The sequence below is a fragment of the Colwellia psychrerythraea genome (assembly GCF_000764185.1).
Taxonomy (GTDB): Bacteria; Pseudomonadota; Gammaproteobacteria; order Enterobacterales; family Alteromonadaceae; genus Colwellia; species Colwellia psychrerythraea_B.
In genome coordinates, this window is record NZ_JQEC01000021.1 from 30,202 (window position 1) to 44,897 (window position 14,696).

16 protein-coding genes are annotated in these 14,696 nt (G+C 37.3%); 13 read left to right on the top strand and 3 right to left on the bottom strand.

Annotated elements, in window-relative coordinates:
- The first annotated feature begins 91 nt into the window (after nt 1-91).
- From GAB14E_RS13375 to GAB14E_RS13335, 9 genes are all read left to right on the top strand, one after another.
- Nucleotides 92-2,164 (top strand): S8 family peptidase, encoded by a 2,073-nt coding sequence (locus GAB14E_RS13375; RefSeq protein WP_033082015.1) that lies wholly within the window; start codon nt 92-94, stop codon nt 2,162-2,164.
- A 141-nt stretch (nt 2,165-2,305) separates the two neighbouring features.
- Nucleotides 2,306-3,049 (top strand): metallophosphoesterase family protein, encoded by a 744-nt coding sequence (locus GAB14E_RS13370; protein ID WP_033082016.1) that lies wholly within the window; start codon nt 2,306-2,308, stop codon nt 3,047-3,049.
- A 9-nt stretch (nt 3,050-3,058) separates the two neighbouring features.
- The gene (locus GAB14E_RS13365; protein WP_156115707.1) at nt 3,059-3,856 is read left to right on the top strand and encodes an alpha/beta hydrolase; all 798 of its coding nucleotides are present in this window, start codon (nt 3,059-3,061) and stop codon (nt 3,854-3,856) included.
- Between the two features lie 170 nt (nt 3,857-4,026).
- The gene (locus GAB14E_RS13360; protein WP_033082017.1) at nt 4,027-4,299 is read left to right on the top strand and encodes a hypothetical protein; all 273 of its coding nucleotides are present in this window, start codon (nt 4,027-4,029) and stop codon (nt 4,297-4,299) included.
- A 51-nt stretch (nt 4,300-4,350) separates the two neighbouring features.
- Nucleotides 4,351-4,851: a GNAT family N-acetyltransferase gene (locus GAB14E_RS13355; RefSeq protein ID WP_231562020.1), complete on the top strand. Its 501-nt coding sequence runs from the start codon at nt 4,351-4,353 to the stop codon at nt 4,849-4,851.
- A 350-nt stretch (nt 4,852-5,201) separates the two neighbouring features.
- Nucleotides 5,202-5,654 (top strand): nuclear transport factor 2 family protein, encoded by a 453-nt coding sequence (locus GAB14E_RS13350; protein ID WP_033082019.1) that lies wholly within the window; start codon nt 5,202-5,204, stop codon nt 5,652-5,654.
- A gap of 37 nt (nt 5,655-5,691) precedes the next feature.
- Nucleotides 5,692-6,321, top strand: a complete 630-nt coding sequence (locus GAB14E_RS13345; protein WP_033082020.1) for a LysE family translocator — start codon at nt 5,692-5,694, stop codon at nt 6,319-6,321.
- A 52-nt stretch (nt 6,322-6,373) separates the two neighbouring features.
- Nucleotides 6,374-6,646 (top strand): putative quinol monooxygenase, encoded by a 273-nt coding sequence (locus tag GAB14E_RS13340; RefSeq protein ID WP_033082021.1) that lies wholly within the window; start codon nt 6,374-6,376, stop codon nt 6,644-6,646.
- Between the two features lie 83 nt (nt 6,647-6,729).
- Nucleotides 6,730-7,251, top strand: a complete 522-nt coding sequence (locus tag GAB14E_RS13335) for a P-loop NTPase family protein (RefSeq protein ID WP_033082022.1) — start codon at nt 6,730-6,732, stop codon at nt 7,249-7,251.
- A 48-nt stretch (nt 7,252-7,299) separates the two neighbouring features.
- On the opposite strand, the gene GAB14E_RS13330 is transcribed toward GAB14E_RS13335, so the two are convergent.
- From GAB14E_RS13330 to GAB14E_RS13325, 3 genes are all read right to left on the bottom strand, one after another.
- The gene (locus GAB14E_RS13330; RefSeq protein ID WP_033082023.1) at nt 7,300-9,168 is read right to left on the bottom strand and encodes a M28 family metallopeptidase; all 1,869 of its coding nucleotides are present in this window, start codon (nt 9,166-9,168) and stop codon (nt 7,300-7,302) included.
- A gap of 75 nt (nt 9,169-9,243) precedes the next feature.
- Nucleotides 9,244-11,472 carry a M4 family metallopeptidase gene (locus tag GAB14E_RS24080; protein ID WP_052093632.1) on the bottom strand — a complete coding sequence of 743 codons (2,229 nt, stop codon included), beginning with the start codon at nt 11,470-11,472 and terminating at the stop codon, nt 9,244-9,246.
- Nucleotides 11,473-11,905: 433 nt separating this feature from the next.
- On the bottom strand, nt 11,906-12,256 hold the full coding sequence (locus GAB14E_RS13325) for a hypothetical protein (RefSeq protein WP_033082024.1): 351 nt from the start codon (nt 12,254-12,256) through the stop codon (nt 11,906-11,908).
- A gap of 228 nt (nt 12,257-12,484) precedes the next feature.
- On the opposite strand from GAB14E_RS13325, the gene GAB14E_RS13320 reads away from it, so the two are divergent.
- From GAB14E_RS13320 to GAB14E_RS13305, 4 genes are all read left to right on the top strand, one after another.
- On the top strand, nt 12,485-12,889 hold the full coding sequence (locus GAB14E_RS13320) for a DUF1801 domain-containing protein (RefSeq protein WP_033082025.1): 405 nt from the start codon (nt 12,485-12,487) through the stop codon (nt 12,887-12,889).
- Nucleotides 12,890-13,019: 130 nt separating this feature from the next.
- Complete coding sequence (locus GAB14E_RS13315; protein ID WP_033082026.1) at nt 13,020-13,499, top strand: SRPBCC family protein; 480 nt, start codon at nt 13,020-13,022, stop codon at nt 13,497-13,499.
- 7 nt (nt 13,500-13,506) lie between these two features.
- Entirely contained in the window at nt 13,507-14,088 is a 582-nt protein-coding gene (locus GAB14E_RS13310; RefSeq protein ID WP_033082027.1) for a class I SAM-dependent DNA methyltransferase, read from the top strand.
- 86 nt (nt 14,089-14,174) lie between these two features.
- On the top strand, nt 14,175-14,684 hold the full coding sequence (locus tag GAB14E_RS13305; protein WP_231562021.1) for a TlpA family protein disulfide reductase: 510 nt from the start codon (nt 14,175-14,177) through the stop codon (nt 14,682-14,684).
- Nucleotides 14,685-14,696 lie beyond the last annotated feature (12 nt).

Genomic DNA, 14,696 nt, shown 5'->3' on the forward strand with positions numbered 1-14,696 from the left:
TGCTTCTCGTTAAGGATGATGAGCCAATAAGGGCGTTTGTTACTGATACTTAATTACTCTAATTAAAAACAATAAAGGTAAGAGAGTTTATATGAATAAATTACAGATAAAATTAGCATGTTTAAGTGCAATGGCATTAGGTGTAGTCAGCAACGCGCAAGCTACAGCAAATAAATTATCCGAAAATGTTGAGCAAGAGGTTAGGTACTTAGTGCAGTTGGCACCAAACAGTGTCATGACTCGATCGCTAAACGCCAGACGAGATGTAATTTCTCTTCAAGCCAATAATATTGTCAATGTAGAAGGGGTCGACCTAAAGGAAGTTTATCCTAACTCCGGCATGATCAGTGTTGTCGCTAATGCCGAACAGCTTGCTCGACTTAAAAATAATTCAAGTGTTGTTAATGTTGTTAGAGCCGATTCAAAAATTAATATTAAAATCCCAGAGGTAAATAACACTGCCTCTCGAGCGGTAATACCAATGGCGATGTCGCTAGAAAATCAAGATGTTGGTAGCTGGGGTATAGACAGAATTGATCAAAGAACAAATGACTATGATGGACAATATAATCCACCATATGATGGAACAGGCGTTATTGTTTATGTAATGGATTCTGGTGTTGAATTAGAGCACCCAATGCTAAAAGACAGAGTAGCTTACACTAAAAACACTTATAACCCAGATGCAGAAGCCTTTGATTGTCATGGCCATGGCTCTCATGTAATTGGTACCGTTGGTGTTGAAAACTATGGTGTGGCAACGGGTGCTACTTTAGTTGCGATACGACCTTTTAATGATAGTTGTGGCGCGGGTAGTCACGAATCATTTGTTGGCGCTATTGAGTTTGCCGTAGCGGATTCTCAAGCCAAAGGTAAACGTGCCGTGGTAAATATGAGCTTGGGTTATGGCGCAGAAAGTGCGGATGCTCCGCTTGATTTCTTTGAAACAGCTATTCAAGCAGGAATCGATGCCGGTGTTGTAATGGTCACATCAACAGGTAATGATTCTTATGATACCTGTGATCAAGCGATTGCACGTATGCCAAATGTTATTTCTGTCGCAGCCACTCGTGAAGACGATTTAGAATATATGTTTACTAACGATGGTCCTTGTGTGGATATTCATGCACCTGGTGTTAATATCGTTTCAATGGATTGGTTCAGTGATGGCGTTCGTGGTATGACGGGTACCTCGATGGCTTCTCCTCATGTAGCAGGTGCAGCAGCATTAGTATTACAAGCAAACCCTGATTTTACCCCAGTACAAGTACGTGATTACTTAATTGAGCAATCGACAAAAGATGCGATAAAAAGCTTTGACAGTCACGGCGCACCCAATCGCTTATTATATGTAAGCGATATTAACGGTGATGGCGTAATTATTGAACCACCAACATGTGATGAAGACCCTAGTCAGACACAATGTATTGAAAACTGTGAAACAGATCCTAGTCATAGCTATTGTGATAATTCACAATTAAGCAGCGGTGTAGCTGTTGTGTTATCTGGCAGTGATAAAGAAGAACAGGTATTTACCATAGATGTGCCAGCGGATAGTGGCTCATTAACAGTAACTACGGATGGTGATAATGGCGATGCTGATTTATATGTACAATTTGGCTCAATACCAACGACAAGTGATTTCGAATGCCGTGGTTATAATGGAGGTTCAAATGAATCTTGTACTATTAATAACCCGCAGGAAGGTACTTACTCAGTAATGGTAAGAGCTTATAATGACTTTACTGATTTGTCGCTAACAGCAACATTTACTGGTGAAGTAGAGCCTCCAGTTGATTGTAGTGCCGAGCCATCACACCCGGATTGTCAGCAACCTTGTGAAGTTGATGATTCGTGTAATCCAGCACAGGACATAAATGAAACTGACTTAGCTTCAGCAGATAAAATTGTCCGTATTATTGAAGTATCTGCAGGTCAAACTCTGACAGTTAATACTTCGGGTGGTGCTGGTGACGCTGACTTGTTTATTAATTTCAACAGTGAAGCTTCTTCATGGTGGGGGGCCGATTGTTCATCACGAAGCTCTGGCAATGACGAAACTTGTGTTATCAATAACACTGAAGCAGGGAGCTACTATATTACTATTAATGCCTATGAAGGCTCGCCTTTTTCAGGTCTAACTTTGAGCGCCACTGCTCAATAAATAATTAATACTAACATCCCGTAAAAGGCTCTTTTAGAGCCTTTTTTATTTGTCAAAATAATGGGTAGAATTACATAAATATAGCGTATTGTAATGCTATAAAAAACTAGAATTACAAATAAATCATCAAAAGGAACTTCAATGAAAATTGCTTTATTATCAGATATCCACAGTAATGTGTATGCACTTGATGCCATTATTAAAGATGTAAAAAAACACGGTGTCGATTTAATGGTTAATTTGGGTGATATCCTTTATGGTCCTATCGCCCCTAAAGCTACCTATGAGCTGTTAATGGCCCATGAATTTGTAACCATATGTGGCAATCAAGACCGTCAAATATTTCAAGCTGATCAAGAAGAAATAGAAGCTAACCCTACCATGCAATTTATTCTAGCAGACCTTGATACACAGGCATTAGATTGGATGAAGGCATTGCCCTTTGATAAACAGTTAACGGGTGAAGTATACCTTTGCCATGGTACGCCGAATGATGATTTAATCTATTTACTTGAAGACGTACAACAAGGTTATGCTATGTTACGCAGCGATGAAGAGATAGTTAATTTACTGAACGGACAGCAATCTTCATTAATCTGTTGTGGTCATACCCATACACCAAGATCAGTAAGTTTAAGTACCGGCCAACTTGTTGTTAATCCAGGTAGTGTTGGTCTGCAAGCTTATACAGATGATGAGCCATTGCCACATTCAATGCAGAACTTCACTCATCATGCCTCGTATTCAATCGTTGAGAGCAGTGGCTCGCAATGGTCAGTTAATAATATCAAAGTGCCTTATGATTATCAGCTGGCGATAAATGAAAGTAAAAAAAGAAATAGATCTGATTGGGTACATTTTTTATCAACGGGAAGATGTTTATAATAAACGCAATTGAAAACGTATAAAATAAAAGAGCAAACAACAAATATGGCATATCAATTACTGAAAAAGACATTTTATAGCGAAATTTATAAAGGCACCGTTAGAGATTATTGGCTTTATATTCCCGATAAATTTGAGCAAAACAGTCCGGCAAATTTAATAGTCTTTCAAGATGGCTTTTATTATATTGATGAGACGAAGCCAATGAAAGTACCTCAAGTTATCGATGAGCTTATTTCAGATAACAAAATTCCCGCTACGGTATGTGTGTTTATCAATCCCGGTGAGTTTGAAAAACAGACTAAAGCTGAGCATCATCCTGACAGCCAGCGTAGTTTTGAATACGATACAATTAGCGATCAATATGGCCGATTCCTGATTAATGAATTATTACCTGAAGCATTATCAGGGCTGAATATATCTCAAGACCCTAAAAATCGCGCCATCGCTGGTTTTAGCTCAGGTGGTATTTGTGCATGGACTGTTGCTTGGAATCGCTCCGATTTATTTGGTAATGTATTAAGTCATTGTGGTAGTTTTGTTGATATTAGGGGAGGCGGGTTATACCCAAACCTCATTAGAAATGAATATACAAAAGACATACGAATATTTTTTCAAAGTGGTGAAAATGACTTAGATACTAAGTACGGGAATTGGGCCTTAGGTAATAAGTTGATGGAGTCAGCACTTAGCTTTAAAGAGTACGATTACCAATTTGAATTTGGGCAGCAAGCACATAACTTAAATCACGGTGCTCAATTATTGGTATCATCATTAGTTTGGTTATTTGCTGACACTAATAATTAAGGCGTTGCAAGTTATTGAATAACATACCATGTCGGCAAGTATCGTTAATTTGTTGTGGTAAATAATTACTTATTAACGGAACTTACCGCGCTAGGGCAGTTCCGTATTGTTTTATCTGTTATTCTAGGGCAACTAATCTCTCGTAATTACATGCTCAGGTCTTTAATTAAATGAACAGAACACTTTACCCGACACTTATTGGTGTTTTTACCAGTCTATTTGCTATTTGGTCGTTGCATACTTTTTTAATTGTTGATGACTGTTTGGATAACAGCGGCTCGTTTGACTATGCTACTGCAAAATGTCTACTTGAAAATGGTCAAGTCTATGATTCTCAATTTACTACTTTCGCCGTTGTTCTCTATTTTGTTGTTGGCTTTGTTGTTTCATTTATAGTTTCAACCTTGATTAGAAAAGTCTTCAAGATAAAAGCTAATGGCTAATGGCTAATCAATGCACTAGCTTAGTTCGTTACTTTTAAGGAAATTAAATTGATGGTTTTTGAAACAGAGCGACTCATTATAGGTAAAATAACCGATGATGATGTTATAAATCTTAGCACTGTATTATCAGACCCTGAGGTAATGAAACATTCCACCGTCGGAGTGCATACAGAGCAACAAGTTTTAGCCTATATAAGTAATTGTCAGCAGCGATACTCAGGCAATGAATTTTGCCATTGGGGTATTTATCGCAAACAAGATAATGCCTTTGTAGGTTTGTGCGGTTTGAATAATCATCAAGTTGATAGTGAAGAGCTTATTCATATTAACTACCGCCTAGCGAGCAAGTATCATGGTAACGGTTATGCTGTTGAATCAGTACAAGGATTATTGACTTTTACTGCACAATCATTGTGCCTGAAAACTGTATATGCTTTGATTGAATCTGACAATGTAAGTTCAGTAAATGTGGTGAAAAGAACTGGTTTTGAGTTCGTTAAAGCGACAGATTTTATTGGCTTTAAGGTTGATGTTTACCAAAATTGTTTATAAATAACCTGTTATTTATAAACGTTTTGCCTTGATAGTCGAATAAACTTAAACATTGATAGCGTATATTGCTATTTAATCCGGTATAGTTTTTATTGATAACCGTAAGTTGTTGTTTTTACTTTAGTATTAATTTATTGTTATTCAGGATTCATGTTAAATACAGTTAATTGGCATATTTAAATAAACTACGGTCATAGATGACTTTTCTAATTCCAATAGCGATATGGAAACAGTCATAAATTATTACAATTTCAACTCTTTATTTTCTTATCGTTTACCTATCAAATAGAGTCTTTCATTCAAGACTGAAGAATAACTCTTACACTACTGTATTTAAAGGAACTAAATAAATGTTAAAAGTAAAATCAATGGTAATAACGGCTCTATTATTTATTTGTTTTATCTCCATGCCCATACAAGCTAAATCAGTTACCAGTAGCGAATATCAAGCTGTTGTCGACACAGCTTATAACTACTTTAATGGTGCAGCTAAGGGCGATCAGGCATTACTCGCCAAAGCATTTGATCTGGAATTTGGTCATGTAAAAATGATTCGAACCAATAAAGAAACTGGCAAAGAAACGATTAGAACGCTGACACTGCAAGAGTTTTCCGCATTTTTTAAACAAGCTACAACGGATACATGGCAGGCCAATATTCTATCAGTCGATGTTGTTGATGATAAAATGGCCATGGTAAAATTAGATTTTAAAACGTCGAAATCACACTATATTGATTATTTAGTGATGTATAAGCGTGACAATAACTGGCGTATTATCAACAAAACCTTTGTTGCTAAATAGAGCTAAGTTCATATAACCTGATAACTTCGGAGAGTAAATGTTCCCAATTGAAGTCTTTCTCACCTATACACTCGCTTGTTTGCTTTTAGTAATATCACCTGGACCAGATAATATATTGGCCATTGGCCGGGGATTGAGCCAAGGTAAATTAGCCGCTTGCATCTCTGGATTTGCGTCTGGCGCAGGCATTTTATTTCATGTAATGACCGCAACGTTTGGCTTAACTGTGTTAATTCAAACCTCAGTCATGGCATTTACCGTGGTGAAATTGATAGGCGCAGTTTACCTCATCTGGCTCGGCATAAAAGTACTAAGATCTCGAAGTTTAATAAATTTAAAGCCAGCAAATAAACAGCCAATAAAAACAATTTTTACTACCGGATTTTTATCAGCAGCGTTGAACCCTAAACCAGGCTTATTTGTGCTGGCGTTTATTCCACAGTTTGTAAACCCTGAATTAGGCTCAGTGACTATGCAAATGATTGGTTATGGACTTTGGTTTGCACTGTTAACGGGTGTAGGCTTTTCTTTAATGGGTATTTTTTCAGCTAAACTTGCCGGATGGTTGCATAGTAAACCAAGAGTTATCAATGGTTTGAATATAGGTGCGGGTTTAACATTTATTACCTCTGGTTTAGCGGTAGCATCGATGAAACAGGGGCAATAATTTTGCTTATTCTTCATAATAAAGTAAACAGAATCTTAATGGGGCGGGTGAAATGTCGAAAGTGATTCTACAAGGACATATCATTGTTCCTGCCTCTGATCTGGCTCGCGTAACTAATGAACTTGCTAATCATATAACGTTAACTAAAGCAGAACATGGCTGTTTGATTTTTAAGGTCGCTGTAGATAGACAAAATCCGCATAAATTTAATGTTTATGAGGAGTTTGTTAATCAAGCCGCTTTTGATAACCACCAACAAAGAGTTAAACAATCAACTTGGGGGCAGGTTACTCAAAACGTAAACAGGCACTATGCTATTACTTAACCTGAACTCTGGAAAATGAGCAACAGCACTGAAATGTATTCAAACAGTATATGATCACTAAATTATCGGTGTGAGGGAAATAAATGGAACGTGTGGTAGTCATTGGCTCAAGTTGTAGTGGTAAGTCGACTTTTTCTCAAAAGTTAGCCAATAAGATGGTTTTAGAATATATAGAGTTAGATCAATTACATTGGTTGCCCAATTGGCAAGAGCGAGCAGATGACGAATTTAGGGGCTTAGTCAAACAAGCCACAGCATCTAATACTTGGGTACTTGATGGTAACTATTCAGTAGTCCGTGACATCGTTTGGCCACGCGCCACTAAAATAGTTTGGCTAAATCATTCATTTAACGTGGTGTTATATCGCTCTTTTACTCGTTCAATTGTAAGGGCTAGTACTAAGAAGAGGCTCTTTTCTGGCAATGTTGAGACCTTTAAACAAACTTTTTTTAGTCGTGACTCTATTATATTGTGGGTATTACAAACCTACCATCAAAAACGAAAGCGTTATAACAAGCTGTTAACACAAATGAAATGCCAAGGTATAGAAGTTGTTGAGCTAAACAACCAAAAGCAGGTAGATCGGTATCTTAAAAATATATAAAAACCAAGAGCGGTTATTGGCCCTCGGTTTTATTGTTTAAGATTTAAGTTATGGCGTAGCTTGTAATGTTAGTGTTAAGCCTGAAGCCGCTTGATATCCATGAATATCAAGGTACCAAGTCCCTGCTGCAGGAGCGGTAAAACTACAACTTTCAGTATTGCCATTTAGATAAGGACGACAGTCATGAAGCGTTGACGTTGATTGAGCGCCATGACGAATGTATAAATCAGCATCACCGGTACCGCCTGAAATGTTAATAGTCATATTAGAATACCCAGCAGGTAATACTTGCGTGTAATGTTGCCATTGCCCTTGTGCTACTGAGATATTGTTGTGTATATCATTAATAGGCTCATTACCGCCAGTTGAACCATCGGTATAACGTCCAGTTAAACTAACGCCACTGATAGCACTCCAAGCTTCAACCATTACATGATAAGTACCAGTTTGAACATTAGTGATGGTACAGGTTTCAGTATTACCGCTGGAAGTACTCTTACAATCTTGTACAGATAAGCTAGGTTTTGCGCCGAATTTAACAAACAAATCCGCATCACCAGTACCGCCTGAAGTGTTGAAGCTAAGGTCTGTTGCACCGGCTGGTACATCTAGGGTATAAAATGTTTGTTGCTTAGCGGTACCGACAATACCTGTTTTAGTAACACCATTTTGTAATTCATTAGTAGGGTTACCAGTATTGTCTGCGGTACCTTTAGCAAGCTCTCCTAAATATGACATTGATAATTTTGTAAAATTTACTATGTGATTAATATTGTAGCTTGAATCGTTTGCCGTATGAATTTTGCCATTTATATCGTTCATTCTTGACTCAAAAGGCATTGATGTAGCATAACCTTCATTATGCCATGATGCATGGTCAGAGCAGCCATAGCCACACTGATCAAAACCATAACTGATGCCTGGGAGGTAAGTATCAATAAGCTGAACTAAAAATTGATTTTGACCATCATTGGTAAAATCTGTCATGAAAACAATATCTTTATCGGCACTGCCTTTATTAGCTGTCATATCAAATTGAACCACACCAACAACATTATTTCCGGCCGCCTTATAACTTTTTGCGATGGCTTGAGAGCCTCTAAGGCCAACTTCTTCTGCAGCATAAGCAATAATCTTAATTGTTCGTTCGGGTTTAAAGCCGCTGGCGATAACTGCACGTAGAGTTTCAGTAATTACTGCAATGCCAGAAGCATTATCATCTGCACCAGGAGCTCGTCCTGTGGTTGGGTTGCCGCCATTGATTGAATCAAGGTGACCACCAATAATGACAATTTCTTCATTGTTAGTAGAGCCTGTTATGGTCGCTATAACTGATGGTTGTTTCCAGCTATGTTGAAATAACTCAACATTAATATCACTACGTTCAGCTGCTATGTTGGACCATTTGTTTTTTAGCCAATTGGCTGCATCCGCGCCCGATTGTTGTGAGTAATAACGATTGTTATAACTGGCGAGGCTATCAATAGTAGCCGTGATATTGCTAGCAGTTAATTCTGTTAATAACGCATCAACAGTAGTGGCATTATCAATTGAGTAATTAACGGCAGCGGCAGGTAATAATTGTTGCTGGGCTTGAGTATATGCTTGTGCATCAGCTAAGCTTTCATGGTAAAAAAAACCACCGCAACGGTTAAAATTATCATGCATAAACTCACTCAAACGGTCAATCTGTGCTTCAGGTAGTTGTGCAATTGTCGTGGTTGACAAAACAGCACTAGATACACTTTTTAAGTGCTGTAAATTAATAATACCTTGATGTTTTTGACTAATTAGTTTGGCGGCATCAGTACCAATAGAAATCCAAACTTTTTTGTCATTTAACTCGGGTTGTCCAAGGGCAGAACTAGATAAAATTATACCGCTAAACAAACAAAGTCCAGATAGTAACTTATTCATATATAAATCCTTGTATAGCAAAATAGAGATAAAAAAAGAGGAGCTAATGCTCCTCTGATAAATCAGTTTTTTAAATTACGGGTTAGCTTGTAATGTTAGCGTTACACCAGAAGCCGCTTGATAACCATGAATATCAATATACCAAGTCCCTGCTGCTGGAGCGGTGAAACTACAGCTTTCAACATTACCATTTAGATAAGGACGACAGTCATGCAGCGTTGATGTTGATTGAGCGCCATGACGAATGTACAAATCTGCATCACCCGTGCCGCCAGAAATGTTAATGGTCATATTTGCATAACCCGCAGGTAATACTTGAGTGTAATGTTGCCATTGACCTTGCGATACTGAAATATTGCTCAATGTATCGTTGATTGGCTCATTACCACCATTAGAACCATCGGTAAAACTACCGGTTAAACTAACGCCACTAATCGCACTCCAAGCTTCAACCATTACATGATAAGTGCCAGTTTGAATATTAGTTATAGTACATGTTTCAGTATTGCCACTGGAAGTACTCTTACAATCTTGTACAGATAAGCTAGGTTTTGCGCCGAATTTAACAAATAAATCCGCATCACCTGTACCGCCTGAAGTTTTGAAGCTAAGATCTGTTGCTCCGGCTGGTACTTCAAACGTATAAAACATTTGTTGCTTGGCTGTACCAGCTATACCTGTTTTAGCAACCCCATTTTGTAATTCTACACCTGGGATTACATCACCTGAACAGGCTTCAGTAGTACCGACACCAACAGCACCCCAAGCACATTCTACCGCTGATTTTTCCGTTGCACCGTAAAGGTCTTGTGCTGCCTGTGCTGTTGCTGTTCTCGCTCCAGCAAAGTTAGTGTTTTGGTTCATGTAGGTGGTCAATGCGCGGTAGAAAATTTTCTCTGCCTTAGCCATACCAATACTAGGAACTTGCGCTACTGACTTATTACGCGGATGAGTACCACCATCAACTAATAATACGTAAGCTAAGTTAGCAATACCTGAATTACCATGTACACCACCTTGATCATTATTATTGTTTGGGTTGCTTACATAAGGAATACGCTCAGGCCACCAGTCTTTTGAGTAACCATCTTGTGTTGGGTTATTCATATAACGAAAGGCTTTACCCGGTTGATTATTATAAAGGTCATCACCTAATAACCAAGTTGAAGTGGTTGAACCATTTTTATAGGCTTCAGCGGAAAGGCCTAATATATCAGACCAAGCTTCGTTTAAGGCGCCAGAGGCATTTGCGTAAACTAGTCTAGCAGTATTATCGGTCACACCATGGGTTAATTCATGTCCAATAATATCAAAATCAGCAGTAAAGTCATTAAGACCATTTGATGCTTCGCCGTAGATCATTTGACTGCCAGTCCAATAAGCATTTGAAACGCCCATATCTACACTTGAAATCATGGTCATACCGTTATTATCTAATGAGTCTCTGCCAAATTTACTTTGGTAGTAATCATAGACTTTTGCTGCGCCGTCATGTGCACGTTGTGCAGCAGCATTACCGCCACAACTTTGATTATTTGTACATAATAAACTGCCGGGAGCCGAGCTTGCTGCGCCACCATTTAGTGTATAAGTGCGCCAATTTTTTGCTGAATGTACTTGTGGCTCACGGGTTAATATTTCAGATGAGTTAGCATCAAAATAGATAAAGTCTCGGCCAAAATCATTATTCCCATTATCCCAAGAAACTTCCAATCGATAAGCTAACTTGGTTTCTTCACTTAAAGGTAAATAAATATAAGCCAACTCCGCAGCACCTGATGGATTACCAATCAGTTTTGCGGCGGCTAGTGCCTTTTTCGCAGCCTTATTACTATTGTTATTCATTACAGACATGGGCGCACTATTATTATTATGTGCTAAACGTCCGGTTAAGCCATAAATACTACTAGTAGTATTACTATTATTTAATATACCCACACTTGGATTAGCATGAATGATCATACTGGTGCCATAAACCTTAAGACCATTAATGGTTTGATCAAAATGGGTATGACTTTTACCGAGTTGATCAACCCATTGGCGATTTATGGTAAAACTTTCATTACCTTGTGCACCAAATTCATTTTGACTAGTTATGATATCTTTTAATGACTGTACCGCTGACTTATCTGTCATGTCACCAAGGTCACCGGTAACAAATGAAGGTATACCATTTGCGGTTTGGTTTTTGATGTTCATCGAGGTAACTGTTGTCGCAGATACATTCATTGCTGAGGCCGCTAATGTTGCAGCAAGCACTATAGATAACTTAGTAGCTTTATGATTTTTATAATTTTTATACATTTGATACTCCGTAAATTTATTGTTCATTAAAAATAATATTTTCAACGATATTGTTAAATAGTGTTTCCTTAGAATTTTAATCATCAGTGTAAACTGACTATTTCAAGGTAGCACTAATTTACATAAGTTAACAAAATGTTAACAAAAGGTTAATATTTGATCTATGTCACCGTTGTAATATTTAATTTACGCAACTGTATTGCCTATTGTATACACAGCTAAAGTGGTTATTAATCAATCACCTGGTGACAGGGTAAAAAAGTTGCATATTGAATTCTTATACATTTATTTCAAATAAAATATCGTTAACGCCGATTTTATAGTTGTTTTTATTCAAAATAATGAGGAGGAATGTTTAAGGTAAGTAGGTGCAGGAGTTAATAATGGTGCTTAATTATTATTCAATAAATAAAAAAGCACACATTATAATTGTTTATTTGCTTTGAATGGATTTTGCAGTTAGTTTTGTTAATTCAACAAATTCAACATTAGTGCTGTCAGTATTACTAGAATTTTGGCCACTCACTAAAGCTAAAGTGGTAATGCTTGGGGCATTTGATTTTTTTGAAGTCACGACTAAAGAAACGAGTTTACGCCATTGGCAGCCAGCGAAACCACACTCACTGCCTAAAGACATTTGGCTGAATTTAATCCAGTATTGTGTTGCAGGTTTGTTGGATAAAAAATCAATGATTTCAGGGTGTGTTTTGACAACGTCGATAGCAATCTCTTCAGCAAATAGGTTGCTAGAAAATAACAGTAATAATATCAATATAGCTTTCATAGTAGGACAACTCAAAAAATAATTATTTATTTAGATACACAATATAAACATATTGTTAACAAATCTACCGTGAAGCTGTTATTTCTTTTATTTATAAAAGATTGTTACTCTTATTATTATGTTATCCAGCGATAATGCGAAAAAAATAATCACTAAGTAAAATAAATTGCCCCCTTTACTTACTATTAGTTAATCCAAAGTATGTTGAAAGCAAGTCGAGCGAATAAAATGAATATAGAAGTACAAAAAAAATTTTCAAGTTACCCAGCTGACATTGCCCAAGCACTTCATCAAATACGTGATTTAATTTTTAAAGTTGCAGAGCAAGAGAGCGTTGAAGAATTAGAAGAAACGTTGAAATGGCATGAGCCAAGTTACAGCAGTAATATCGGTAGCCCGATACGTTTTGATTACAAGGCGAATCAGCCAGGAAAATTTTTTATTTACTTTAACTGTAAAACAACATTAATTGAGACCTTTAAGGAAGTGTACCCAGCTACGTTTCGTTATGTGGGCAATAGAGCTATAGTTTTTGATGTTGGGCAATACTTACCCGTAAAAGAGCTATCACATTGTTTAGCTCTGGCACTGCGTTACAAAAAACTCAAGCACTTAGATCTACTGGGTTTATAAATAATAACAGGTTATTTATCGACGTTTTAACGCGGATAATCGGATAAAGGGGAATGTTGGGCAAGTGTTGCTTACCCAGAGCTCAGGTTAACTTGTCAGTTTATTTTTTACTTGATGAAAAAGGATAGAGATGAAAATTGATGTAGAAATAGAAATTGCTAGTCCTAAAAGTAGCGTTTGGGCGGCAATAACCGACATTAAAAATTGCGCAGAAATGATTTCTGGCATAAAAGAATTAACCGTTATTCATCAACCTGAGCAGGGTTTAGTTGGTTTGAAATGGAAGGAAACCAGGGAGATGTTTGGTAAACAAGCCGATGAAACCATGTGGATCACCGAAAGTGAAGAAGAGTCTTATTATTGTACCCGTGCCGAAAATAGTGGCGCAATTTACTTATCTACCTTGGCCGTTTCAGAGGCCAGTTATGATAACACTTTACTCACTATGAGCTTTTCTGCAACCTCTAACTCTCTTTTTGTCAGAGCTGTATCGGCAATCATGGCAATGTTTATTAAAAAATCCATGAGAACAATGTTAGAAAAAGATCTGAGCGATATTAAAACTTATATAGAAAATGAAATACGCATTAAAAGCGAAACAAAGGTTTAAGGATATTATGGGAAAAAATGAATGGGATGAATACGCCGAAGACTGGGATAGCAATAGCGATGTACAAAGTTATGCCGATAAGGCTTATGCCCAGCTTTTAAAGCATTGTGATATTGATGGAAAAACTATTCTCGATTTTGGCTGTGGAACTGGCGTTTTAACAAATCGATTAAGTGAAAAAGCACAAAGAGTGGTGGCTATTGACCCTTCGACAAAAATGATTGAAGTGCTTAAAGGAAAGTCATTGCCGAGAGTTTTTACAATAAGTAATTACTTAAGTGAGCGACTAATCAATGAGCAACCCGAATTATCTAACAAGTTTGATATTATAGTCGCGTCGTCTGTCTGTGCATTCTTACCAAACTATCTCGAGATGTTGACCTTGTTAAAATCTCTATTAAAAACTAATGGCACTTTTATTCAGTGGGATTGGTTAGCAGGTAATGACTCTTCAATGGGCCTATCTGAGAATACAGTACAACAGGCATTCAAACGCTGTCAATTTAGTGATTATCAACTATCAACACCCTTTGATATGAATAGTCCGAAAGGCACTACAAGGGTATTAATGGCAATTGGTAAAAATTAACTAACAAACAGTAAAGTTTTACAAAATTAAAGTTAATGTGGTCAGGTCTATTAAGCAAGACACCATGACTATTTCAGGATTCTCCTTTGTTACGCAGTTTTGCTATTCAAGCCATTATTTTTTTAGTTGCCTTTCAACTGATTTCTTTTTTAAGAGAAACCAGTATGTTATCAACAGATACTGTGCTGACCGACCTTGTGACAACTAACCTTCATGTTGATATTGATAAAGTACCTACTTTGATGGGCGAAACCGTGTCGCTAAATGCTCAAGGTAAAACCACCATTTTGTATTTTTTTGCGCCCTGGTGTCAGGTGTGTCATGCCAGCATAGGAAACTTACAAGCCTTGTATCAAAAGAATGAACAGCTTGACGTTATTGCTATTGCCATGGATTTTACTGAGAACAAAGAAGTGATGGCATTTACCAGTCAACATCAATTAACCTTTCCTATTGCTTTGGGTAATGAGGCAATTAAACATATTTTTGAAATCAGTGGATATCCGAGTTATTACGTTTTAAATGAAGAAAATGTGATTATTGGTAAATCTATGGGATATTCTTCAGAGTTAGGCCTGTATTTACGCTCATTATAAAATATTTTAGCG

Excerpts from the sequence above, each read along its gene's own strand:
- GAB14E_RS24080 (WP_052093632.1), bottom strand. The coding sequence starts at position 11,472 with ATGTATAAAAATTATAAAAATCATAAAGCTACTAAGTTATCTATAGTG.
- GAB14E_RS13340 (WP_033082021.1), top strand. The coding sequence starts at position 6,374 with ATGTCGAAAGTGATTCTACAAGGACATATCATTGTTCCTGCCTCTGAT.
- GAB14E_RS13375 (WP_033082015.1), top strand. The coding sequence starts at position 92 with ATGAATAAATTACAGATAAAATTAGCATGTTTAAGTGCAATGGCATTA.
- GAB14E_RS13345 (WP_033082020.1), top strand. The coding sequence starts at position 5,692 with ATGTTCCCAATTGAAGTCTTTCTCACCTATACACTCGCTTGTTTGCTT.
- GAB14E_RS13315 (WP_033082026.1), top strand. The coding sequence starts at position 13,020 with ATGAAAATTGATGTAGAAATAGAAATTGCTAGTCCTAAAAGTAGCGTT.
- GAB14E_RS13360 (WP_033082017.1), top strand. The coding sequence starts at position 4,027 with ATGAACAGAACACTTTACCCGACACTTATTGGTGTTTTTACCAGTCTA.
- GAB14E_RS13350 (WP_033082019.1), top strand. The coding sequence starts at position 5,202 with ATGTTAAAAGTAAAATCAATGGTAATAACGGCTCTATTATTTATTTGT.
- GAB14E_RS13335 (WP_033082022.1), top strand. The coding sequence starts at position 6,730 with ATGGAACGTGTGGTAGTCATTGGCTCAAGTTGTAGTGGTAAGTCGACT.
- GAB14E_RS13370 (WP_033082016.1), top strand. The coding sequence starts at position 2,306 with ATGAAAATTGCTTTATTATCAGATATCCACAGTAATGTGTATGCACTT.
- GAB14E_RS13355 (WP_231562020.1), top strand. The coding sequence starts at position 4,351 with ATGGTTTTTGAAACAGAGCGACTCATTATAGGTAAAATAACCGATGAT.
- GAB14E_RS13325 (WP_033082024.1), bottom strand. The coding sequence starts at position 12,256 with ATGAAAGCTATATTGATATTATTACTGTTATTTTCTAGCAACCTATTT.
- GAB14E_RS13330 (WP_033082023.1), bottom strand. The coding sequence starts at position 9,168 with ATGAATAAGTTACTATCTGGACTTTGTTTGTTTAGCGGTATAATTTTA.
- GAB14E_RS13310 (WP_033082027.1), top strand. The coding sequence starts at position 13,507 with ATGGGAAAAAATGAATGGGATGAATACGCCGAAGACTGGGATAGCAAT.
- GAB14E_RS13320 (WP_033082025.1), top strand. The coding sequence starts at position 12,485 with ATGAATATAGAAGTACAAAAAAAATTTTCAAGTTACCCAGCTGACATT.